Genomic DNA, 20,992 nt, shown 5'->3' on the forward strand with positions numbered 1-20,992 from the left:
GAGACTGTCAGATATTTTGTGCTCTGACGCGTTTGTTACGTCATCGGGAAGCGTTCCTCGAACATGATCGCGAACTGGCTTTTCACTGCATGCCATTCACGCACGGAGCGCTTCCACTCCTGTGATGTAGCATTCAGGGCCAGATAGATCAATTTTGCGGCTGCCTCATCGCTTGGGAAGTGACCCCGGGTGCGGACGGCTCGACGGATTTTCGAGTTCAGCGCCTCGATTGCGTTGGTGGTGTAGATCAGCCTGCGCACCTCCGGCGGGTAATCCAAGAAGGGGATAACCTCGCTCCAGGCCCGCCGCCAGCTCGGCGCGATCGCCGGGTAACGGGCGGCCAGATCGCTTTCTTCGAACTCGGCCAGCGCGGTCTCGGCAGCTTGAGCGTCGATGGCAGTGTAGATCGCCTTCAGCGCTGTGGCGACCGCCTTGCGGTCCTTGTAGCTGGCAAAGCTCATGGAATGGCGAAGAAGATGGAGTGAGGCATTGGTCGCCATCGGTTCGAGACCGATGCCGAACGCAGGTCTGGACCTGGGTCTGCGGGAAGGCGGCCTCGATGGCCTGGGGGAAGCCCTTGAGCCCATCAACGACGGCGATAAGGATGTCCTGAACACCGCGATTGCGCAGATCGCTCAGAACCTTGGCCCAGAACTTGGCGCCTTCATTGGCCTGGAACCACAGCCCCAGAACGTCCCGCGTACCGTCCGGGAGGATCGCCAGGGCGACGAAGACCGCCTTGTTCATGACCACGCCATCGGTGCGGATCTTGACCCGGATCGCGTCCATGAACACGACCGGATAGCACGGTTCCAGCGGGCGGGTCTGCCAGGCAGTGACCTCGTCCATGACAGCGTCGGTGATCGCCGAGATCAGGCTGGGGGACGCCTCAACGCCGTAAATCTCCTCAATATGGCCCTGGATTTCCCGGGTCGTCATGCCGCGCGCATACATGCTGATGATCTTGGTGTCGAACTCGGAAAACCGCCGCTGATACTTGGCGATCAGCAGCGGATCGAAGCTGCCGTTGCGGTCGCGGGGAATGTCCAGAACAACCTTGCCACTGCCGGTCGTTACCGTCTTTTGGCTGCTGCCATTGCGCCGATTTGGCGGCTGGTTTGCCCCTTCAGACGGCGGATCAGACCGGTCTTCTGTCAGATGATCGTCCAATTCCGCACTCAGGGCACGTTCCGCCAGCGCTTTCGTCAATTCAGCCAGAACGCCATCTTTACCAAACAGATCACCGGGCGAACGCCCATCCATCAGCTGGTCCAAAAGGTCTTTGTCGATGCTCATACGTGGGTCTCCTCATTCTTGAGCTACCACGCCAGAGCACAAAATTCAGGATAGTCCCAAGGCCGTGGCCTTTTTTAGCACGCCCCTCTCCTCCTTCAGGATGCGGTTCTCCCGTCGAAGCCGTTCATTCTCCCGTGCCAGATCCTGATTGGGCCCGGAAACAACCGCTTCTTCGTCAAAGGATGTGATCCATTTGTTCAGCGTTGAAAGGCCCCCCAAAATCCGCAGAAACCTGTCGCCGCGTCAGGCCGCGCGTCAGCGCGATACGCACCGCATCCCGCTTGAACTCTTCACTGTGTCCGTTTGCCATAGTTCAAGGCAATATTGCTCTCAAAGGGCCGGAACTGAACGACTACCGGCTGGCGCCGGTAGGACGAACGGCCCTTCATCTTGCGCACCAGGTCCGAGATGGCAAGTTTCGGCCGCACCGACACAAACATGTGGATGTGATCGCTCGACAGCACCCCGCGCAAGATGTCGACCTCGTTCTCGCGGCAGACCTGGCGGCAGATGTCGCGCACCCGAAGACGCAGCGCCCTGGGCACGATACTTGGTCGACCAGACGATGTGGTAGCGGTGATAGAAAACGCAGTGTTTGCCGGTGTCATATTGCATGATCATAAGGCGATTCTTTCACGCTGAAGCGGGTCCGACTGGAAGTCGGAGGGTTTAGACCAAAGAGTGGATACTAGGGCGTAGACCTATAAACGTTGATGTGATTCAAGATGTGAAATCTGGGAGGTTTCATGTCGTCGCATTTCTGGCTCACCGAAGAACAGTACAATAAAATCAGGCCCTTGTTGCCCAATACGCCGCGCGGTGTTCCGCGTGTCGACGACCGGCGCGTGTTATCGGGCATCATTTTCTGCATTCAGCGAGGCTATCGCTGGTCCGATGTGCCGCCGGAATATGGCCCCGCCAAGACGCTCTACAACCGCTACAAACGCTGGTCTGAAGCAGGCGTTTTCGAGCATGTGTTCGAAACTTTGGCGCGTGAGACGGCAGATCTTTCCACGCTGATGATCGACGCCAGCCATGTCAAAACGCATCGCATCGCAGCCAACGGTGCCAAAAAAACACCGGCGAAGGACGGGATATCGGCAAAACCAAAGGAGCGGCATCAAACCGCGACAGGTCCAGACCACGGCCAAACGATAAGTGGCATTTGGATGAGATAATCATCACAATCCGTGGCAAGAAGCATTGGCTGTGGCGCGCCATCGACGCAGACGGTGATGTGCTCGACATTCTCGTCCAAACTCGACGAAACGCAAAGGCGGCAAAGCGGTTCTTCCGACGGTTGATCACTCAGTTTGGAGAGCCGAGGGGTGTGATCACTGACAAATTACGCAGCTACATCAAGCCGATCGGTGCGCTGGCATCGCAGGCTGATCATCGCGCCCACAAGGCTTTGAACTACGCGATCGAAGTGTCGCACCGGCCGACCCGCAAACGGGAGAAGATATTCGGGCGGTTCAAATCCCACCGGCACGCTCAGACACGCTCAGAGGTTTCTATCTGCGCACGACCAGATAAACTTGATCTTCCGACCGCGCCGCTGTCAACTCAACGCAGCTTCATACCGCCACGCCCGCACCGATGCTTTCAACCTCTGGGCTGACTACACCGCCGAAATGGCGGCATGAGACATGCCTTTGCCTGTCCTTCGCAATCTGCCCTAAACAACTTGGCAATACCCTGTGGATCCAGACCGATGGCAAGGACAGCAACGAGGGTGATTATGCCGGGATGGGCAACAACCAGATGCTGGTGGGGGATCCGCTGACCGGAGAGATTGCGCGCTTTATGACCGGGCCAAAAGGCAGTGAGGTGACCGGGCTGTGCTGGTCATCGGACCGGCACACCGCCTTTGTCGGGATCCAGCATCCGGGTGGATCCTGGCCTGCGGAAACCGGCCTGCCGCGCTCATCTGTCATCGCGGTGAAACGCGAAGATAACGGGCGTCTGGGCTGATCCGGGGGCATTTGGGCTGACCCGTTCTGCCTCAGCGCAGACGGGCGCGCTGAAAGCCCTGCAAGACAGATCCACCCCCGGCCGGTTCCGCTCAGACCAGACTGTCTGAACGGAACTGAGCGGCTCGGGGGTGGGTTTATTTTTCTGTCAGCCAGTGCAGCGTGCGCAGGTCCGGGCTGAGACGGATGAAATCCTTGGCGGCTGTTGGCGGTGCCAGCCCTGCCAGCGCCCGTGGCGCAGAGGTGGCGGCGCGCAGGGCTGCGGCCATCGGCACGCCGACCTCCTCGACCATCACCTGAATGGCGCGGGTCAGGTCCAGATCGGCCCCGGCGAGCGTGCCATCCGCCAGCGTCAGCCGTCCCTGATCCCGCGTGATCCGGCGCCCGTTCAGATCAAACCCCGCCCGGTCACTTCCCGCCACGGCCATGGCGTCGGAGACGAGGAAAATCTCACCGGGGCCAGATTTGGCGGCCCATGCGGTGCGCAAGGTCTGCGGGTGCACATGGATCCCGTCCGCGATCACCCCGGCCCAGAGCCGCCCGTCCCCGAGGGCCGCGCCCACGCAGCCCGGCGCGCGGCTGGCAAGCGGGCTCATCGCGTTGAACAGATGGGTGACACAGCGCGCCCCCGCTTCGACATAACGCAGGCAGGTGTCGAAATCCGCATCCGTATGACCAAGCGAGACCAGAACCCCGGCCTTGGCCAATGCGCGCACCTGTTCGCGGGTGACGTTTTCCGGGGCGATTGTGACTTTCAGCACGGGGAGGACCTGTGCGGCGGCCATGAGCATGTCCAGATCGGCCTCGGTCATGGCCCGGATCAGGGCGGCGTCATGGGCGCCTTTGCGGGCCAGTGACAGGTGCGGGCCTTCCAGATGCAATCCGGCAATGCCGGGCACCTGCGCATGGATGGCCTGTTGCACGGCGGCAATGGTGGCGCGGGTGGTTTCGGGCCGATCCGTGATCAGCGTGGGCAGGAATTGCGCCACGCCAAGCCTGCGGTGCGCTTTCGACATGACGCGCAAAGTGTCGATCCCGGGGGCGTCCCCCAGCATCACCCCACCGCCGCCATTGACCTGCAGATCCGCATAGCCCGGCGACAGGATGTCCCCGCCAAGGTCGATATCCGGTCTGGTCCCATCCTCGGGCAGGAGCGTCTGCAGCGCCCCGTCCACAAACAGGGCCACATGGCTCATCCGCAGCTGGGTGCCGTCGAAAATCGGCCCGCCCGAGACGCGCAACGTGGCAGCGGTCATGGCTGACCCTCCCTGGCAAAAAGATGCGCCAGCGCCAGCGCCCCCTCAAGCGGCGTGGCTTTGGGCGCGATCAGGCTCTGTTGCATCCGGTCGGGCAGATAGGCGGCAAATTCCGGTCCGATCCCACCGGTCAGGCAGAGCGGCTGGCCCTGCTGCCAGCCCATTCGGATCAGCCGGTCGGCAATTGCGTCCGCCCCGGCCTCCATCACCGCCAGCGCCAGCGCGTCACCGGTTTCGGCAAATTGGGTCACGGTCCGGGCCAGTTGCCCGAAATCCGCGGGCGAGGCCCCGGCGGCAAAGCGCAGGATGCCAAGCGGGTCGGCAAACCGATCAAGAAAATGGCTGGCAAGGTCCGAGGGCGCGCGCAGCCCGTCCACCACATCCAGACTATAGTTGAGCGCCGTTCGTCCCACCCACATTGCCGAGGCCGGATCGCCCAGAACCGCGCCCCATCCGCCAATAAAGCGCATCTTTGCGCGGATCTGGGAGGCCACGAAAGATCCGGTGCCGCAATGGGCAAGATATCCGTCCTCTTCCCCCAGCACACCTTTGAGCGCGGCAGGCTGGTCATCTTCGATCTTTGCATGGGCAAAGGGCAGGGCCGCGCGGATCGCGGGGATCTGCGCCGGGCTGATAATCCCGGCCAGTCCAAGATAGCTGGGCAGGGCGGCAAGCTGGTCTGCCGTCTGGCCGGAGCGGTGCGACAGCAGATCCAGACAGCGCCTGATCTCGGCCATCGCGCCCTCGAAATCAGAATTCACATTCACCGACCCGCCTTCGACGTCATGCCGGGAGGTGCCGCAATCCAGCACCATCCGGCATTTGGTGCCGCCGCCATCCACGGCGATGATCGGTTGCGTCTGGCGGGGGGCGGAGGGGGCGGAAGGTGATGTCATGGTCAAACTGTAAACCGCAGATGACGACAAAAGAACAGGCCAAACTCGGACTGTTTGCAACGCCGTGCCGGATTGCAGGCGCCGGTCCAAAGGCGGGCGCGGGTGATGCCGCTTGCTTTCCCAATCGCGCTGCGTATTTTGGGGCGAACTTTTTTGAACGGAAAACCTGCCGTGAATATGATGTCTACCTTCGTCAAACCGATGCATCCCGAGGGGCGTCGGTTTGTTGCAATTTTTGCCGCGATCACCGTGGTGCTGTTTTTGCTGTGGGAGCCGCTCGGCTGGATCGGGGTCGGGCTGACCGTCTGGTGTTACTATTTCTTCCGCGATCCCGAACGCATGTCGCCGGTGCGCGATGATGTGATCATCAGCCCGGCGGACGGGGTGGTATCGCTGATCGAACCGGCGGTGCCCCCGGCGGAACTGGGGATGGAAGACAAGCCGCTGACCCGTGTCAGTGTGTTCATGTCGGTCTTCAACTGCCATGTGAACCGGATGCCGGTGGGCGGCAAGATCGTCAAGATTGCCTATCGCCCGGGCAAGTTCTTCAACGCCTCGCTCGACAAGGCCAGCAAGGACAATGAGCGCAACAGCCTGCGGATCGAAATGCCCGACGGGCGCGACATTGCCGTGGTGCAGATCGCGGGTCTCGTGGCGCGCCGCATTGTCTGTTTTACCGGCGAGGGGCAGCGTCTGGGACTTGGGGAGCGGTTCGGCCTGATCCGTTTCGGCTCTCGTCTGGATGTTTATCTGCCGGAAGGGGTCGAACCGATGGTGCGTCTGGGCCAGACCATGATCGCGGGTGAGACGCTGATTGCAGAGCTGACCGACACGTCCGGGGCAGACGGCAGCGCCGATGCTTGATGACCCCCAAAAGGCGCCCCGCAAGGTTGCCCTGATCCAACTGGTGCCGAATGTGATGACCGTGGCGGCGGTCTGTGCGGGGATGACCGCGATCCGGTTTGCCATTCAGGGCCATGTCAGCTGGGCGGTTGGGTTTATCTTGCTGGCGGCGGTGCTGGATGGTCTGGACGGCCGGATGGCGCGGCTGGTCAATGGGCAGTCCGAAATGGGGGCCGAGCTGGACAGCCTGGCCGATTTCCTGAATTTTGGCGTGGCGCCCGCATTCATTCTTTATTTCTGGGGGCTGCAGGATCTGCGCTCGCTGGGGTGGCTGGCGGCGCTGACTTTTGCGATCTGCTGCCTGATCCGTCTGGCGCGGTTCAATGTGGGCAACAAATCCGAACAGGGCGGCAGTTCTGCGCATTTCGTGGGGGTGCCCGCGCCGGCCGGGGCGCTTTTGGCTTTGGTGCCGATCTATCTGGACCGGGTGTTTGTGCAGTCGGGCCCCCTGCCGGACGGGATCACGGTGCTTTACCTGATGCTGGTGGCGTTTTTGCTGATCAGCCGCATTCCGACCCCGTCTTTCAAAACCACGCGGGTGCATCGGGAGCATGTGAAATACGTGCTGGTTGCTGTGGGCGTGTTCGGGGCGGCCTTTGTGACCTATGTCTGGTTGACGTTGCTGCTGTGCAGTGTGGCCTATCTGGTTCTGGTGGCCCTCGGGGCGCTGCGGATGCTGCGCGACTGACAACGTGACTGACATTGCCACAGACAGCGGCCGTGCCCGGCATTGGCGATTCGCCGCGGATTAGGGTGGCTGCTTTAGGGCCCGTTTTTCTAGGGCTTTCAAACTCGTTTGAATTCAAGGGTTTGCACAGGCTCGCGACCGATTGTCGCCTGATTGCGACCTGTGGGAAGGGGCGCTGCATCTTGACATCCGGGGCGGTGATCTGACATTCAGACCCTGTGATCGGTTCCGCGCGAGCAGAGGCTCTGCGGTAGCAATAGGGAATACGGTGAGGTGTAGCCAACAGGCGCCAATTCCGTGACTGCCCCCGCAACTGTAAGCGGTGAGCGACGCTGAACATGCCACTGGGAAGCCGCCGAAAGGCGCCCCGGGAAGGCCAGTCAAGCTTTGACCCGCGAGTCAGGAGACCTGCCGGACACTGGGCCAGGGAGACCTTGCCCATTTCCAACCGGACGCCGGGGTGAGCGTCTGGCCCGGCGGTCCCAGAACGAAAACCGGACCCACCGTGCCAACTCCCCGTTGTTCATTCTTGCTTGCAGGGCACGCGAAAGACGTGTCCGCACTGTCGAATGAGGACGATATGAAAACGACCCTTCTGGCCAAAGCACTGGCCATTTCCCTTCCCGCATTGCTGCCGGTCACGGCCTCTGCGCATTTCCAGCTGAACTATACCAAGGACGCGTTGATCGAACGCCCGGGGGACGTGCCGATGGGGCTGATCTTCTGGCACCCGATGAAAAACGGGCACGTGATGGACATGGGCCAGCCGCAGGAATTTTTCATGGTGCATAATGGCGAAAAGACCGACCTGATGGATCGTCTGGAGCCTGCGACCTTCAAAGGGGCTTCGAACGAGGCAGCCGCCTATCGGGCCAGCGTGCCGGTCAAACGGTCGGGCGATTACGTGGTGGTGACGGTGCCCGCCCCCTATTATGAGCAAAGCGAAGGCATCTATATCCAGCAGATTGCCAAGGTTGTTCTGAACCGCAACACCCTGCCCACCGATTGGGATCAGCCGGTGGGGCTGCCGACCGAGATCCTGCCGCTCAACAAGCCTTACAACGTGATCACCGGTTCGACTTTCTCGGGGCAGGTCCTGTCCGAAGGGAAACCCGTTGCCGGCGCCGAGATCGAAATTGAATATATGTCGGCCGAGCCGGATCTGGAGCGTTTCGCCACCTCCGACAGCACTGCTCAGCCAATGGGCGGAGGGACCATTGTTGCGCTGACGGATGCCAATGGCGTCTTTACCTTCGGTATTCCGAAATCTGGTTATTGGGGATTTGCAGCCCTGGGAACCGGGCCTGAGACGGAACATGAGGGCAAGGAACTGAGCCAGGATGCCGTGTTGTGGATCCGGGCGGAGGATCTGAAATGACGCGCGCATTCCACAGTCAAAAAGGGGAGGGTGCAGAATGCATATCGTAGATGGCGCTTTGTCCAACCCGGTGGTGATTGGCGGGGCGGTTCTGGCCGTTGGCGGGCTTGCCATGGGCCTGAAGGATCTCACCCTTGAACGCATTCCTGCGGCAGGTGTGCTGTCGGCAAGCTTTTTTGTGGCCTCACTGATCCATGTGCCGATCGGGCCCAGTTCGGTCCATTTGATCCTGAACGGGCTGGCCGGGCTTGTGCTGGGCTGGGCCGCCTTTCCGGCCCTGTTTGTCGGGCTGTTGCTGCAGGCGGTGTTCTTTGGGTTTGGCGGTCTGACCGTGCTGGGGGTGAATGCGGTGAATATCGCGCTGCCTGCGGTGCTGGTCGGGCTGGCGTTTCGCCCGCTTGTGGCGCGGGGCTCTCCGCGTCAGGGCGCGATCTGGGGTGGCATCGGCGGGGGCATGGCCATCGCGGCCACCACCATTGCCGTGGCGATTTCCCTCGCGCTGACCGGGGATGAATTCCTGCCCGCCGCAAAGCTGGTGTTTTTTGCTCATATCCCGGTGATGGTGATCGAGGCGCTGTTGTCCGGTGCTGCCATTTTCCTGGCCCGCCGTGTCAAACCTGAATTGTTCATGGATGTAAAAGGAGGGCTGACATGATCCGGGCGTTTTTACTGATTGTGTTTCTGGCGCTGCCGGTCCTGCCGGCCTATGCCCATAACGTGATTTCTGCCGTCTTCCCGTCAGGGTCGAATATCGAGGGCGAGATCGGGTTTTCCAGCGGGGTTATGGCCGCAGACCTGCTGATTGAGGTGTTTGATGAGGCGGGCACCAAGATTGGAGAGACCAGAACGGATGCGGACGGGTTCTTTCTGTTCACACCAACCCAGCCGATCACCCATGTGTTTCGGGGCGATCTGGGGGCGGGCCATGTGGCCGAGGTGATTATGCCCGGCGCGGAAGTGGCAGAGCTGATGGGGCAAAACCCCACCCCGTCCAACCCCGCCGCCGCGGCGTCGGTGCTGCAGGGCGCGCCTGAGCAGATGACGGCGCCAAATGCCGGGCTGTCTGATCAGGCACGATCTGAGCTTGCGACCATGCTGCGCACCGAATTGCGCCCGCTGCGCAAGGAAATCACCGCGCTGAAGAATGAGGCGAATTTCCAGTCCATCCTTGGCGGGATCGGCTATATTTTCGGCCTGTTCGGCGTGGCCTTCTATATTGCTGCACGGCGCAAGATGGGGAAGGGGCAATGACCTATGTTCTGACCGGCGTTGAAAAACCCCTGTCCGGCTTTGGCGCCTTTCGCGCCGCGGTCTCTGCGCTGGATCCGCGGATGCGGATCGTGATGACCCTGGCCTATGCGATTGTCGTGGTTGGGCTGAGTGACCTTCGGGTCCTGACCGGCGCCATGGGCCTGTCGGTCTGGCTGCTCTGCCTGTCCGGCCTGCCGTTTCGCCAGACCCTGAAACGGATGGCGATGATGGACAGTTTCATCATCTTCATGCTGGTGCTGCTGCCCTTTACCATGCCGGGGACGCCGATCTTCACGATCTGGGGGTTTGCCGCCAGCTGGGAAGGGTTGTGGCGCGCGGTGGAAATCGCTCTGACCGCCAACGCGGTGATCCTTGCGGTGATGACACTGGTGGGCACGATGGAGCCGGTGACCATGGGGCATGCGCTATTTGCGCTGAAAACCCCGGCGCGGCTGGTGCATCTGATGATGTTCACGATCCGCTATATCGAAGTGCTGCGCGAGGAATACCTGCGCCTGCGTGTCTCGATGAAGCTGCGCGGATTTCGCCCCGGCACCAACTGGCACACCTATCGCAGCTATGGCTATCTGGTGGGGATGATGCTGGTGCGGGCGATCGAACGCTCCGAACGCATTCTGGCGGCGATGAAATGCCGGGGGTTCTCGGGCCGTATCCTGCTGCTTGAAGAGTTCCGGCTGAGCCGGTCCGACATCCTGTTTGCCCTATCTCTTGCGGTTGCATTGCTGACACTGATCGCCGCCGAGGTCCTCTATGCCACTCATTGAGCTGGAAGATATCCACTTTGCCTATCCGGGGCTGGATCCGGTGCTGGAAGGGGCGGCGCTGCGGCTGGAGCCGGGGGAGCGCCTGTCGCTGGTCGGGCCAAACGGGGCGGGCAAATCTACCCTGCTCAAGATCATCATGGGGTTGATCACCCCCATGAGCGGCACGGTGAAAGCCTTTGGCAAACCCTGCATCGCCGAGGCGGATTTCCACGAGATGCGCCGTCGGGTCGGGCTTGTTTTCCAGGATGCGGATGATCAGCTGTTCTGCCCGACCGTCGCCGAAGACGTGGCCTTCGGGCCGCTCAACCTGGGCAAATCCAAGCACGAGGCGCTGGCGATTGTGGACCGGGTGCTGTCGCGCCTGAGGCTGATCCATCTGCGTGATCGGGTCACTCACAAGCTTTCGGGTGGTGAGAAGCGACTGGTCACGCTGGCCACGGTTCTGGCGATGGAGCCCGAGGTGCTGATCCTTGATGAACCCACCAATGCGCTTGATCCGGATAATTACGCCCGCCTGATCGAGATCCTCAAAGGGTTGGATCAAGCGATCCTGCTGGTCAGCCATGTGCCGGAATTTCGCTCGGAAATTGCGCCGGAAGGCTATCGGCTGGAAGGGCGCAAACTGGTGCGATTCTGAAAATACCGCGCCCTCCGGGCCTGTCCGGGGGGCGATTTCCCGGAGCGTGTTACAGTTTTTATCAAAACTGCAACCGCTCGTGGCGTGACCGGTTTGCTGCGCGCGGCGCGATCTGCTACACCCTGACAGAAGGTTCGCCGCCAGTTGGAGAATGTGATGAGCAGATTGACAGGTCGCCGTCCGGTTCATGAAACCTATTACACGAAAATCAAGGAAATGATCCTGTTTGGAGAGGTGCTGCCCGGTCAGCCACTGACCATTCACGGCTTGGCAGAGGCGATTGGGGCGGGGGTGACTCCCGTGCGTGAAGCCATTCGAAAACTGACCACGGAAGGTGCGCTTGAAGTTCTGGAAAACCGGCGTGTGGCGGTTCCGGTCATGACCAAGGAGCGGTTTGACCAGATCGAAATCTTGCGTCTTTCAGTTGAGCCAAAACTGGCAGAGATGGGTGCTAAACATCTGGATAAAAACGGTATTGATGGGTTAGAGGAAATTGACGACGCCATGGGCGAGGCGATTGATCTGGGTGATATCCGGGGCTATCTGGAAACCAATTACCGGTTCCATTTTGCGCTATATGCCCCATCTGAGGCCGATATTCTGTTGCGCCATGCCGAGATGCTCTGGCTGCAGATTGGCCCCTCCTTGCGGGTGGGGTGTGGCCGGTTTGGCACGTCAGGTCAGAGTGACCAGCATATGGAAGCGATCCGGGCGTTGCGGGCGAAAGATCCGACAGCCGTCGGGGCTGCCATGGCCGAAGATATCCGTCAGGGTATGGGGTTTGTGCAAAAATCCCTCTCCGCATGACCCCCGCGGGCCGGGTGCGCGGTGAAGGAATATCTTGACGTGCTGCACACTTTTGATCAAAAGTGCATCCAGATCTGAGCGCCCCATGTCAAATGGGCGTCAAAGGAGGATAGATGACACAGGATCGCCGCAGCGGCTGGATAAACACCCTGCCCGAAGAGTTTACCGAATACGCACGCGGGCGTCGCGTGGAGGAGGTGGAATGCATTATTCCCGACCTTGCCGGTACCTCGCGCGGCAAAGCGATGCCCGCGGTCAAATTTGACCCGGACGAGGCGCTGGCGCTGCCGATTTCCCTCTTTTACCAGACGATTTCCGGCGAATATGTGGACATGGAGATCGAGAACCAGTGGCTGGAGCGCGACGTGGTGCTGCGCCCGGACATGTCCACCGCCAATGCGGTGCCCTGGGCCGAGGATGCCACGGTGCAGATCATCTGTGACATGTTCACCCGCGAGGGGGATCCGTTGCCGATTGCGCCGCGCAACCTGCTCAAACATGTGGTGGGTCTTTACCAGGCGCAGGGATGGGATCCGGTGGTGGCGCCAGAGCTGGAATTTTACCTGACCAAGCCCAATCTTGACCCGAACGAACCGATCGAAGCGCCGATCGGGCGCACCGGGCGGCAAGGGGCCAGCCGTCAGGTCTATTCGATGTCGGCGGTGGATGAATACGGGCCGGTGATCGACACGATTTTCGACTTTGCCGAGGCGCAGGGGCTGGAAATCGACACGGTTATCCAGGAAGGCGGGGCCGGCCAGATCGAGATCAACCTCAATCATGGCAACCCGGTCTATCTGGCTGATCAGGTGTTTCTGTTCAAACGCACCATTCGCGAGGCCGCGTTGAAAAACGGCGTTTTTGCCACTTTCATGGCCAAGCCGATGCGGGATGAACCGGGCAGTGCGATGCATGTGCACCAGTCGGTTGTGGACAGCAGCACCGGCCAGAACGTGTTCTCGCGCGCAGATGGCGCCGCGTCGGACCTGTTTCGCTGGTTCACCGGCGGATCGCAGAAATACATGATGGATGTGGTGCCGCTGCTGGCGCCTTACGTGAACTCGTTCCGGCGGATCACGGTTGAAGGGCAGTCGGCGCCGTCAAATCTGGAATGGGCGGCGGATAACCGCACCACCGGGCTGCGCGTGCCCCATTCCGGCCCCGCGGCGCGGCGGCTTGAAAACCGGGTGATTGGCATGGATTGCAACCCGTATATCGCCATCGCGGCCTCGCTGGCCTGCGGCTATCTGGGCATGATGAACAGGGTCGAGCCGCGCGCGGAGGCGACCAAGGAGGTCTGGGAGGCTGAGGAGCCGCTGCCGGTTTCACTGCAGGCGGCGCTGGAGCTGTTTGATGAGGCGCATGAGATCCGGGCCGTGCTGGGGGAGGAGTTTTGCAAGCTCTATTCCGATATCAAATGGGCGGAGCACGAGGAATACCAGCGTGAAATCTCGCCCTGGGAACGCCGTCACCTTCTTCTGAATGCTTGATATCCAACCGGGAAATGCGAGGACATTATGGATCTGCTGACCGTCAATGATCGTGCGGGGGAATATCCGCACTCCTATTATGCTGCCACCGCCACGCCGCTGGATCGGTTCGAGAAGGCCCGGGGAGAGATCACCTGCGACGTCTGTGTTGTGGGCGGTGGGTTCATGGGGCTTTCAAGCGCGCTGCACCTGGCGCAGAAGGGCTATGATGTGGTGCTGCTTGAGGCGCAACGCGTGGGGTTTGGGGCCTCGGGGCGCAATGGCGGGCAGGTCGGGCAGGGGCAGCGCCTCGATCAGGATGATCTGGAAAATATGGTTGGCAAGGCCCATGCGCAGGAATTGTGGGCGCTGGCCAATCAATCGGTGGATCTGGTGCGGGACCTGTCGAAATCCGATCTGGTGCGGGCGGATTTCCACGATGGGGTGCTGCACACCGATCACCGCCGACGCTATGTTGCCCATAGCCGGGACTATGCCCGCAAGCTCAATGACGAATACGGTTATGACAAGATCCGTTTTGTCGATGAAGAGGAATGTCGCCATCTGGTGAACTCGCCCGCCTATTACGGTGGGACGCTGGATCTGGGGGCGGGGCATATCCACCCGCTGGAATTTGCCCTGGGACTGGCGCGGATGGCGGTTCAGGCCGGGGTGCGGATCTTTGAGGAAAGCAAGGTTCGTGAGATCATCGAAGGGGACCCGGTTAAGGTGGTCACCGACGGGGCCACCCTGTCGGCGCGCCATGTGGTGATGGGCTGCAATGGCTATCTTGGAAAACTGCAGCGCCATGTGGCCGAGCGGGTGATGCCGATCAACAATTACATTGTCGCCACCACGCCCATGACCCCGGCGCAGCAGGAAGATCTGATCCGCAACAACTATGCCGTGGCCGACAGCAAATTCGTGATCAACTACTTCCGCTTTTCCGACGACCACCGCCTGCTTTTCGGCGGCACGGAAAGCTATCGGTACAAGTTTCCGTCCGATATCGCCGGTGCGGTGCGGCGCCCGATGGAGGAGATCTTTCCGCAGCTCAAAGGCATCGGCATCGACTATGCCTGGGGCGGCACGCTGGGGATCACCATGAATCGGATGCCACATGTGGAACGGATCAGCGGCAATATCCTCTCGCTGTCCGGTTTTTCGGGCCATGGTGTGGCGCTGGCGACCCTGTCGGGCCAGATCGTGGCCGAAGCCATCGCGGGGCAGGCGGAACGGTTTGACATCATGGCCAATGTGCCGACCCAACGCTTCCCCGGCGGGCCCGCGCTGCGCTCGCCTCTTCTGGTTCTGGCCATGTTGTGGTTTAGTCTCAGGGACAGGCTCTGAGACGCGGCTGAGGGGGGAGCATGCGGCGGATCTATGAAAATCTGGCTTATTCGGATCGCCCGATCCGCGACCGGTATTGGAGCCGCTTCCTGCCGGACCCGGCACCGGAATATCCAGCCCTGAACGGTGCGGCAGAGACGGATTTTGCCGTGATTGGCGGCGGGTATGCCGGCCTGTCCGCAGCCCTCCAACTGGCCGAAGCAGGGGCCGATGTGACGGTGCTGGATGCGATGACCCCCGGCTGGGGCGCATCGGGGCGCAATGGCGGGCTGGTCTCACTGGGGGCCGCAAAGCTCGACGATGGGCAGATCCTGCGCCGATACGGGCCGGATGATGCACGGCTGTTTTTTGACGCTGAGCGGGCGGCGGTGGATCTGGTTGAAACCTATCTGGAGCGGTTTGCGCTGGATGTGGACCGCCAGTCCAGCGGTTACACCTATCTGGCCCATCGCCCCGAGGCGGTGCAGGGGCTGAAAGAATACGGCCAGCAATATACCAGCCGCTACGGGTTGCCTTATCAGTTCATCCCGAAAGACGAGATGCCCGCCCGAGGCATGACCAGCCCGGATTTTCACGGGGCGGTGACCCTGCCGATCGGCTTTGCGCTCAACCCGATGAAATTCGTGCTGGGGCTGACCGGGGCGGCAGAGCGCGCCGGGGTGCGGATCCATTCCCGCGCGCCGGTCATGGAGATCACGCCGGGGGCACCGCATATCCTGCAGACGCCTCAGGGCAGGCTGCGGGCCAGGCACCTGCTGATCTGCACCAATGGCTATTCCTCAGAGGACCTGCCCGACGCCTTGGCCGGGCGGTATCTGCCGGTGCAGTCGAATATCCTTGTGACGCGCCCAATGGCCGAGGATGAGTTGGCGGCGCAGGGCTGGACCTCGGACCAGATGTGCGTCGACAGCCGGACATTGCTGCATTATTTCCGCCTGCTGCCGGATCGGCGCATGTTGCTTGGGTTGCGCGGCTCCGTGCGGGTGACAGAGGCAGAGATGGCCCGCACCGAGGCCACAGCACGGGCGGATTTCGACCGGATGTTCCCGGCCTGGCAGCAGGTGGAGACAGAGTATTTCTGGTCCGGCCTCATCTGCATGACCCGCAACCTCGTGCCGTTTGCAGGGCCGGTGCCGGGGATGGACAGGGCCTGGGCTGCGCTTGGGTTTCACGGCGGCGGCGTGACCATGGCGCCCTATGCGGGGGCGTTGATCGCCGATATGGCGCTTGGGCGCGCTGCCCGTCCGCATCCTGGTTTGATGCAACGACCCTTGCGCCGGTTCGAACTGGGTCGTTGGCGGCGCAGCGCCTTGCCCGCGGCCTTTGCTTGGTATCGGTTACGCGATGAGGGGTTTGGCAGATAGGATATCGCCCCCGGCCGGCATCCTGACCCGCGTGGCGCCTGCCGGAGCGTTCCCTGATCCCTCCGCCCGCTCCGATCCTTTATAGGTATGGTGGAGTGCAAGCTGAGATGACTTTGCATACTCTGTCGGAGTTATTTTTGAATCTGTGTGGTTCTTTTGAGTTGAAGAGGTATGCGTCGCCGGCTTTGAGGGTTCTGGTTTCTGGTCCGACGGTGATTTCGAGTTCGCCTTCGATGACGATACCGCCTTCATTTGCGTCATGTTCGATCATGGTTTCGCCTGTATCGGCGCCGGGTTCGTATCTTTCGTGTAGGATCTGGAGGCCGTGGAGTTTTGCGTCTCCGACCTGTTTGAGGGTTATTTTTTTCTGTGCGGCTTCGTTTCCCTGGTAGAGGAGGGACGTGAGGTCTCTGAGTTCAGCGGGTGTGAAGAAGTTTTGTGAGGTTGTTGTTGCGTCGGGTTCAAAAAACTCTGACATGGAAATTCCGAAGCCGCCCAGAATTTTGCGCAAACTTGCGACGGACGGGCTGGATCTGTTGGTTTCGATCATTGAGATCTGCCCGTGTGGCACGCCTGCGGATTCGGCGAGCTGCCTTTGAGACATGTTGAATTGCTGTCTTAGCTGCTTCAAACGGGCGCCAACGTCAAATTCGTCCACCATGGATTGGGTCCTTTCATCGCTTTTTGCCAGATTGGGCGATTCAGCGAGTTTTGTCCAAACTCACCTCTAGCAATGCTCAATAAATTGAGCAATACAGGATGCGAGAATCAATGAATATGTGAATCGATCCCGGATTTTTTTGGGGGGAGACACATTCCGTCACCTGTGGAGGAGCCTCACGTGAGCAAGACTGAAACCCTCAAATCCCGCCGCGCCGAGGCTGTTGCCAATGGTGTGGCCACCCGTGGCATTTATGCGGTGCGTGCAGAGAATGCCGAGCTGTGGGATGCCGATGGCAAGCGTTATATCGACTTTGCGGCGGGCATTGCCGTGAACAATACTGGCCATCGTCATCCGAAGCTGATGGCGGCGGTGGCGGCGCAGTCCGAGGCGTTCACCCATACCTGTTTCCACGTGGCGCCTTATGAAAGCTATATCGCGCTGGCGGAGCGTCTGAACGCGTCGACGCCGGGGGAGTTCAAGAAGAAGACCATGCTGGTCACGACCGGTGCGGAAGCGGTGGAAAACGCGGTCAAGATGGCGCGCGCTTATACCGGCCGCTCGGGTGTGATTGCCTTTTCCGGCGCCTTCCATGGGCGCACCCTGATGGGCATGGCGCTTTGCGGCAAGGTGACCCCTTACAAGAAAGCCTTCGGGGCGATGCCGCCCGAGGTGCTGCATGCGCCGTTTCCGAATGAATTCCACGGTGTGAGTGTCGAACAGTCGCTGGCGATCCTGGACAATATGTTCAAAAGCTCGATCGACCCGGAGCGTGTGGCGGCGATGATCATTGAACCGGTGCAGGGCGAGGGGGGCTTCAACATCGCCCAGCCTGAATTCCTGCGCGCGCTGCGCAAGATCTGTGACGATTACGGCATTCTTCTGATTGCGGATGAGGTGCAGGCGGGGATTGCGCGGACGGGTAAACTTTTTGCGTTTGAGCATGCGGGCGTGGCCGCCGATCTGGTGACCATGGCCAAGGGCCTGGCGGGCGGCTTCCCGCTCTCAGCCGTGACTGGCCGGGCCGAGGTTGTCGATGCTGCCCCGGTGGGCGGCATCGGCGGCACCTATGCGGGCAACCCGCTGGCGGTGGCGGCGGCGAATGCTGTGTTTGACGTGATCGAGGAAGAGAAGCTTTGCGACCGCGCCACTGACATTGGTGAGAAGGTCAAATCCCGTCTGAACGCCCTGGCGGCGCGTCAGGGGATGGAAGCGATTGGCGACGTGCGTGGCCTGGGCGCGATGATTGCCTTTGAACTGGTCACCGACCGTGACACCAACGCCCCGGATCCCGCGCTGACCCAGGCCATTGTGGCCGAGGCCGAGGCGCGTGGCCTGATCATTCTGCCCTGCGGCACCCGCGCCAATGCTGTGCGCCTTCTGCCGCCACTGACCATTCCGATGGAACAGCTCGACGAGGCGATGGACATTCTTGAGGCTTCGATTGAAGCTGCCATCAGCAAAACCGCCGCGTAAGCCGCGAACAGGAGACAAAGATATGGCGAAAGATCTTTCCCCCCAATCCCAGCCGGCGCTTGCGTCCTTCAACTGGGATGATGCCTTCCTGCTGGAAGACCAGCTGCTTGAGGATGAGCGTATGGTCCGTGATGCGGCCCGCGCCTACTCTGAAGACAAGCTGATGCCGCGTGTGACCGAGGCGTTTGCGCGCGAAGAGACCGATCCGGAGATCTTCCGTGAGATGGGTGAAATGGGCCTGCTGGGCACCACCATCCCGGAAAAGTTCGGCGGCATTGGCGCAGGTTACGTGACCTATGGTCTGGTGGCGCGCGAAGTCGAGCGCATCGACAGTGGGTATCGTTCGATGATGTCGGTGCAGAGCTCGCTGGTGATGTATCCGATCTATGCCTATGGCACCGAAGAGCAGCGCGCGAAATACCTGCCGAAACTGGCGTCGGGCGAATGGATCGGCTGCTTTGGCCTGACCGAGCCGGATGCGGGGTCCGATCCCGGTTCGATGAAAACCACCGCCAGGAAGGTCGACGGCGGCTATGTGCTGAACGGGTCGAAAATGTGGATCTCCAACGCGCCGATCGCGGATGTGTTTGTGGTCTGGGCCAAATCGGATGCGCATGACGGCAAGATCAAGGGCTTTGTGCTGGACAAAGGCACCAAGGGGCTGTCTGCTCCGAAGATCGAAGGCAAGCTGTCATTGCGCGCGTCGATCACCGGCGAGATCGTGATGGAGAATGTGGAAGTGGGCGAAGACGCCCTGCTGCCGGATGTCTCTGGCCTGAAAGGTCCGTTTGGCTGTCTGAACCGCGCGCGTTACGGCATTGCCTGGGGCGCGATGGGGGCGGCTGAGGCCTGCTGGCACGGTGCCCGTCAATATGGGCTGGACCGCAAACAATTCGGCAAGCCGCTGGCGCAGATGCAACTGTTCCAGCTGAAGCTCGCCAATATGCAGACCGAGATCTCGCTGGGCCTGCAGGCGGCGCTGCGCGTTGGCCGCCTGATGGACGAGGCGAAAGCCGCGCCGGAGATGGTGTCGCTGATCAAGCGCAACAATTGCGGCAAGGCGCTCGATATTGCGCGTCTGGCCCGTGACATGCATGGCGGCAACGGCATCAGCCAGGACTTCCACGTGATCCGTCACATGGTGAACCTTGAGACCGTGAACACCTATGAAGGCACCCATGACGTGCATGCGCTGATCCTGGGCCGTGCCCAGACCGGGCTGCAGGCCTTCGCCTGATCCTGTCGAACAGATCCGGCCACTTGTTCCTCTTGGTGGCCGGATCCTTGAGGAAAGCCGTACATATCCCCCCCAGATTTGACATCTGCGGCTTTCCTCGTCTTTCCCTGACCCTCAAACATGATGAGAGAGCCGATGAAGCGAAACCTGATTGCCGGTGAATGGCTGGATGGCGTGGATGCCGTTCCAAATCTCAACCCCGCCGACCTGTCGGATGTGATTGGCACCTATGCCCATGCGTCCATTGAACAGGTCAATGACGCGGTGGCGGCGGCCAATGCGGCGCTTCCGGCCTGGGCGAATGCCTCGCCGCAACTGCGCTCGGACCTGCTTGAGGCCGTGGCGGGGGCGCTGTTTGCCCGCAAGGATGAGATCGGCACGATCCTGGCCCGGGAAGAGGGCAAGACGCTGGCGGAGGCGATCGGTGAAACCGTCCGCGCGGCGCAGATCTTTCGCTTTTTTGCCGGAGAGGCGATCCGTGTGACCGGGGATGCGGTTGCCTCGGTGCGCCCGGATGTGGATGTGGAAGTGTCGCGCGAACCGGTGGGGGTTGTGGGCCTGATCACGCCCTGGAACTTCCCGATTGCGATCCCCGCGTGGAAAATCGCCCCGGCGCTGGCCTATGGCAATGCGGTGGTGTTCAAACCTGCGGACCTGACGCCGGGATCGGCGCATCTGCTGGCTGAAATCCTGCACGAGGCCGGTGTGCCCGCGGGCATCTTCAACCTGGTGATGGGGCGCGGCTCCGTTGTCGGGCAGGCCATCGTGGATCACCCCGGCGTGAGGGCGATCAGCTTTACCGGGTCGGTGCCGGTGGGGCGCAACATGGCTGTGGACGCCGCGCGCGGCATGAAAAAGCTGCAGATGGAAATGGGGGGCAAGAACCCGATGGTGATCCTGGACGATGCCGAGATGGACATTGCCGTCTCGACCGTCCTCAATGGCGCCTTCTTCTCGACCGGCCAGCGCTGCACCGCGTCCTCGCGCATCATCGTGCAGGCGGGTATCCATGACGCGTTTGTGGAGCGGCTTGCGGCGGAAATGCAGGCGCTCACCGTGGGAAACCCGCTGGATGTGGCCACGCAGATCGGCCCGGTTGTGTCAGAAAACCAGCTGAACGGCAATCTGGGTTATGTGGATCTGGCCCGCTCCGAAGGGGCCGAGGTGATCGGCGGGGAACGCCTCAATCGCGACACCGAAGGCTTCTTCCAGGCACCGGCCATGTTCGTCGGGGCCACCAACCAGATGCGCAGTTCACGCGAAGAAATCTTCGGTCCCTGCGCCTCGATCATCAAGGTCGCCGATTTCGACGAGGCGCTGGCCACCGCAAACGACACCGAATTTGGCCTCTCCGCAGGGATCTGCACCGCAAGCCTGAAACATGCCCGCAGCTTCAAACACAACGCACAGGCCGGTATGGTCATGGTCAACCTCCCAACCGCAGGCGTCGATTACCACGTCCCCTTCGGCGGTACAAAAGCCTCTAGCTATGGTGCAAGAGAACAGGGTAAATACGCCGCAGAATTCTACTCAAACGTCAAAACTAAATACTGCGGGGCGCTGCC

At 61.1% G+C, this 20,992-nt stretch carries 18 protein-coding genes, 5 pseudogenes and 1 riboswitch; of the genes and pseudogenes, 17 read left to right on the plus strand and 6 right to left on the minus strand.

Going from position 1 to position 20,992, the window contains the following annotated elements; translation table 11 throughout:
• Positions 1-35 precede the first annotated feature (35 nt).
• From AKJ29_RS12380 to tnpA, 3 pseudogenes are all read right to left on the minus strand, one after another.
• Positions 36-1,296, minus strand: a pseudogene (locus tag AKJ29_RS12380) (IS256 family transposase).
• A 66-nt stretch (positions 1,297-1,362) separates the two neighbouring features.
• Positions 1,363-1,606 (minus strand): annotated as a pseudogene (locus AKJ29_RS20100) (transposase); the annotation flags it as partial.
• Positions 1,607-1,634: 28 nt separating this feature from the next.
• Positions 1,635-1,911: pseudogene (gene tnpA / locus AKJ29_RS12390) on the minus strand (IS200/IS605 family transposase); the annotation flags it as partial.
• Between the two features lie 131 nt (positions 1,912-2,042).
• Between tnpA and AKJ29_RS12395 the strand changes: the two are divergent.
• From AKJ29_RS12395 to AKJ29_RS18875, 3 genes and pseudogenes are all read left to right on the plus strand, one after another.
• The gene (locus AKJ29_RS12395; protein WP_082392598.1) at positions 2,043-2,474 is read left to right on the plus strand and encodes an IS5 family transposase; all 432 of its coding nucleotides are present in this window, start codon (positions 2,043-2,045) and stop codon (positions 2,472-2,474) included.
• Positions 2,429-2,942, plus strand: a pseudogene (locus tag AKJ29_RS12400) (IS6 family transposase); the annotation flags it as partial. The gene AKJ29_RS12395 and the pseudogene AKJ29_RS12400, both read left to right, overlap by 46 nt.
• A 52-nt stretch (positions 2,943-2,994) precedes the next feature.
• Positions 2,995-3,270: pseudogene (locus AKJ29_RS18875) on the plus strand (alkaline phosphatase PhoX); the annotation flags it as partial.
• Between the two features lie 136 nt (positions 3,271-3,406).
• Here AKJ29_RS18875 and nagA read toward each other — a convergent pair.
• Both nagA and AKJ29_RS12415 read right to left on the minus strand, forming a co-directional pair.
• The gene (gene nagA / locus AKJ29_RS12410) at positions 3,407-4,525 is read right to left on the minus strand and encodes an N-acetylglucosamine-6-phosphate deacetylase (protein ID WP_055191340.1); all 1,119 of its coding nucleotides are present in this window, start codon (positions 4,523-4,525) and stop codon (positions 3,407-3,409) included.
• A complete protein-coding gene (locus AKJ29_RS12415) occupies positions 4,522-5,421 on the minus strand; it encodes a glucosamine kinase nucleotide-binding domain-containing protein (protein WP_055191362.1) in 900 nt (299 codons plus the stop codon). The genes nagA and AKJ29_RS12415 overlap by 4 nt, the downstream gene beginning before the upstream one ends.
• A 171-nt stretch (positions 5,422-5,592) precedes the next feature.
• Between AKJ29_RS12415 and AKJ29_RS12420 the strand changes: the two genes are divergently transcribed.
• The 11 genes from AKJ29_RS12420 (at position 5,593) to AKJ29_RS12470 (ending at position 16,053) form a co-directional block, all read left to right on the plus strand.
• Positions 5,593-6,285, plus strand: a complete 693-nt coding sequence (locus AKJ29_RS12420; protein ID WP_175502316.1) for a phosphatidylserine decarboxylase — start codon at positions 5,593-5,595, stop codon at positions 6,283-6,285.
• Positions 6,278-7,012 carry a CDP-diacylglycerol--serine O-phosphatidyltransferase gene (pssA, locus tag AKJ29_RS12425; protein WP_055191342.1) on the plus strand — a complete coding sequence of 245 codons (735 nt, stop codon included), beginning with the start codon at positions 6,278-6,280 and terminating at the stop codon, positions 7,010-7,012. Before AKJ29_RS12420 ends, pssA begins: the two co-directional genes overlap by 8 nt.
• A gap of 206 nt (positions 7,013-7,218) precedes the next feature.
• A riboswitch (cobalamin riboswitch) is annotated at positions 7,219-7,442 on the plus strand.
• A 150-nt stretch (positions 7,443-7,592) separates the two neighbouring features.
• Positions 7,593-8,390, plus strand: a complete 798-nt coding sequence (locus tag AKJ29_RS12430; RefSeq protein WP_055191344.1) for a DUF4198 domain-containing protein — start codon at positions 7,593-7,595, stop codon at positions 8,388-8,390.
• Positions 8,391-8,427: 37 nt separating this feature from the next.
• A complete protein-coding gene (gene cbiM, locus AKJ29_RS12435) occupies positions 8,428-9,045 on the plus strand; it encodes a cobalt transporter CbiM (RefSeq protein WP_055191346.1) in 618 nt (205 codons plus the stop codon).
• The gene (locus AKJ29_RS12440) at positions 9,042-9,641 is read left to right on the plus strand and encodes a hypothetical protein (RefSeq protein WP_055191348.1); all 600 of its coding nucleotides are present in this window, start codon (positions 9,042-9,044) and stop codon (positions 9,639-9,641) included. The genes cbiM and AKJ29_RS12440 overlap by 4 nt, the downstream gene beginning before the upstream one ends.
• Positions 9,638-10,426 carry a cobalt ECF transporter T component CbiQ gene (cbiQ, locus tag AKJ29_RS12445; protein WP_055191349.1) on the plus strand — a complete coding sequence of 263 codons (789 nt, stop codon included), beginning with the start codon at positions 9,638-9,640 and terminating at the stop codon, positions 10,424-10,426. The genes AKJ29_RS12440 and cbiQ overlap by 4 nt, the downstream gene beginning before the upstream one ends.
• Positions 10,413-11,063, plus strand: a complete 651-nt coding sequence (locus AKJ29_RS12450) for an energy-coupling factor ABC transporter ATP-binding protein (RefSeq protein WP_055191351.1) — start codon at positions 10,413-10,415, stop codon at positions 11,061-11,063. The genes cbiQ and AKJ29_RS12450 overlap by 14 nt, the downstream gene beginning before the upstream one ends.
• Positions 11,064-11,219: 156 nt before the next feature.
• The gene (locus tag AKJ29_RS12455; protein ID WP_055191354.1) at positions 11,220-11,870 is read left to right on the plus strand and encodes a GntR family transcriptional regulator; all 651 of its coding nucleotides are present in this window, start codon (positions 11,220-11,222) and stop codon (positions 11,868-11,870) included.
• A 113-nt stretch (positions 11,871-11,983) separates the two neighbouring features.
• Positions 11,984-13,360, plus strand: coding sequence for a glutamine synthetase family protein (locus tag AKJ29_RS12460; protein WP_055191356.1), 1,377 nt, complete (start codon positions 11,984-11,986; stop codon positions 13,358-13,360).
• 27 nt (positions 13,361-13,387) lie between these two features.
• Entirely contained in the window at positions 13,388-14,689 is a 1,302-nt protein-coding gene (locus AKJ29_RS12465; protein ID WP_055191358.1) for an NAD(P)/FAD-dependent oxidoreductase, read from the plus strand.
• Positions 14,690-14,709: 20 nt separating this feature from the next.
• Positions 14,710-16,053 carry an NAD(P)/FAD-dependent oxidoreductase gene (locus AKJ29_RS12470; protein WP_055191360.1) on the plus strand — a complete coding sequence of 448 codons (1,344 nt, stop codon included), beginning with the start codon at positions 14,710-14,712 and terminating at the stop codon, positions 16,051-16,053.
• Between the two features lie 79 nt (positions 16,054-16,132).
• On the opposite strand, the gene AKJ29_RS12475 is transcribed toward AKJ29_RS12470, so the two are convergent.
• Entirely contained in the window at positions 16,133-16,714 is a 582-nt protein-coding gene (locus AKJ29_RS12475) for a cupin domain-containing protein (protein ID WP_055190116.1), read from the minus strand.
• A gap of 180 nt (positions 16,715-16,894) precedes the next feature.
• Between AKJ29_RS12475 and gabT the strand changes: the two genes are divergently transcribed.
• The 3 genes from gabT to AKJ29_RS12490 all read left to right on the plus strand — a co-directional run.
• On the plus strand, positions 16,895-18,190 hold the full coding sequence (gene gabT, locus AKJ29_RS12480; protein WP_055190114.1) for a 4-aminobutyrate--2-oxoglutarate transaminase: 1,296 nt from the start codon (positions 16,895-16,897) through the stop codon (positions 18,188-18,190).
• Between the two features lie 22 nt (positions 18,191-18,212).
• Positions 18,213-19,427 carry an acyl-CoA dehydrogenase gene (locus AKJ29_RS12485; protein WP_055190113.1) on the plus strand — a complete coding sequence of 405 codons (1,215 nt, stop codon included), beginning with the start codon at positions 18,213-18,215 and terminating at the stop codon, positions 19,425-19,427.
• A 135-nt stretch (positions 19,428-19,562) separates the two neighbouring features.
• On the plus strand, positions 19,563-20,992 hold a 1,430-nt coding region (locus tag AKJ29_RS12490), incomplete at its 3' end, for an aldehyde dehydrogenase family protein (protein ID WP_082392601.1).

The organism is Aliiroseovarius crassostreae, assembly GCF_001307765.1.
GTDB lineage: Bacteria > Pseudomonadota > Alphaproteobacteria > Rhodobacterales > Rhodobacteraceae > Aliiroseovarius > Aliiroseovarius crassostreae.

Excerpts from the sequence above, each read along its gene's own strand:
- AKJ29_RS12475 (WP_055190116.1), bottom strand. The coding sequence starts at position 16,714 with ATGGTGGACGAATTTGACGTTGGCGCCCGTTTGAAGCAGCTAAGACAG.
- AKJ29_RS12460 (WP_055191356.1), top strand. The coding sequence starts at position 11,984 with ATGACACAGGATCGCCGCAGCGGCTGGATAAACACCCTGCCCGAAGAG.
- AKJ29_RS12440 (WP_055191348.1), top strand. The coding sequence starts at position 9,042 with ATGATCCGGGCGTTTTTACTGATTGTGTTTCTGGCGCTGCCGGTCCTG.
- AKJ29_RS12470 (WP_055191360.1), top strand. The coding sequence starts at position 14,710 with ATGCGGCGGATCTATGAAAATCTGGCTTATTCGGATCGCCCGATCCGC.
- AKJ29_RS12455 (WP_055191354.1), top strand. The coding sequence starts at position 11,220 with ATGAGCAGATTGACAGGTCGCCGTCCGGTTCATGAAACCTATTACACG.
- pssA (WP_055191342.1), top strand. The coding sequence starts at position 6,278 with ATGCTTGATGACCCCCAAAAGGCGCCCCGCAAGGTTGCCCTGATCCAA.
- AKJ29_RS12485 (WP_055190113.1), top strand. The coding sequence starts at position 18,213 with ATGGCGAAAGATCTTTCCCCCCAATCCCAGCCGGCGCTTGCGTCCTTC.
- nagA (WP_055191340.1), bottom strand. The coding sequence starts at position 4,525 with ATGACCGCTGCCACGTTGCGCGTCTCGGGCGGGCCGATTTTCGACGGC.
- AKJ29_RS12430 (WP_055191344.1), top strand. The coding sequence starts at position 7,593 with ATGAAAACGACCCTTCTGGCCAAAGCACTGGCCATTTCCCTTCCCGCA.
- AKJ29_RS12450 (WP_055191351.1), top strand. The coding sequence starts at position 10,413 with ATGCCACTCATTGAGCTGGAAGATATCCACTTTGCCTATCCGGGGCTG.
- cbiM (WP_055191346.1), top strand. The coding sequence starts at position 8,428 with ATGCATATCGTAGATGGCGCTTTGTCCAACCCGGTGGTGATTGGCGGG.
- AKJ29_RS12415 (WP_055191362.1), bottom strand. The coding sequence starts at position 5,421 with ATGACATCACCTTCCGCCCCCTCCGCCCCCCGCCAGACGCAACCGATC.
- AKJ29_RS12395 (WP_082392598.1), top strand. The coding sequence starts at position 2,043 with ATGTCGTCGCATTTCTGGCTCACCGAAGAACAGTACAATAAAATCAGG.
- cbiQ (WP_055191349.1), top strand. The coding sequence starts at position 9,638 with ATGACCTATGTTCTGACCGGCGTTGAAAAACCCCTGTCCGGCTTTGGC.
- AKJ29_RS12465 (WP_055191358.1), top strand. The coding sequence starts at position 13,388 with ATGGATCTGCTGACCGTCAATGATCGTGCGGGGGAATATCCGCACTCC.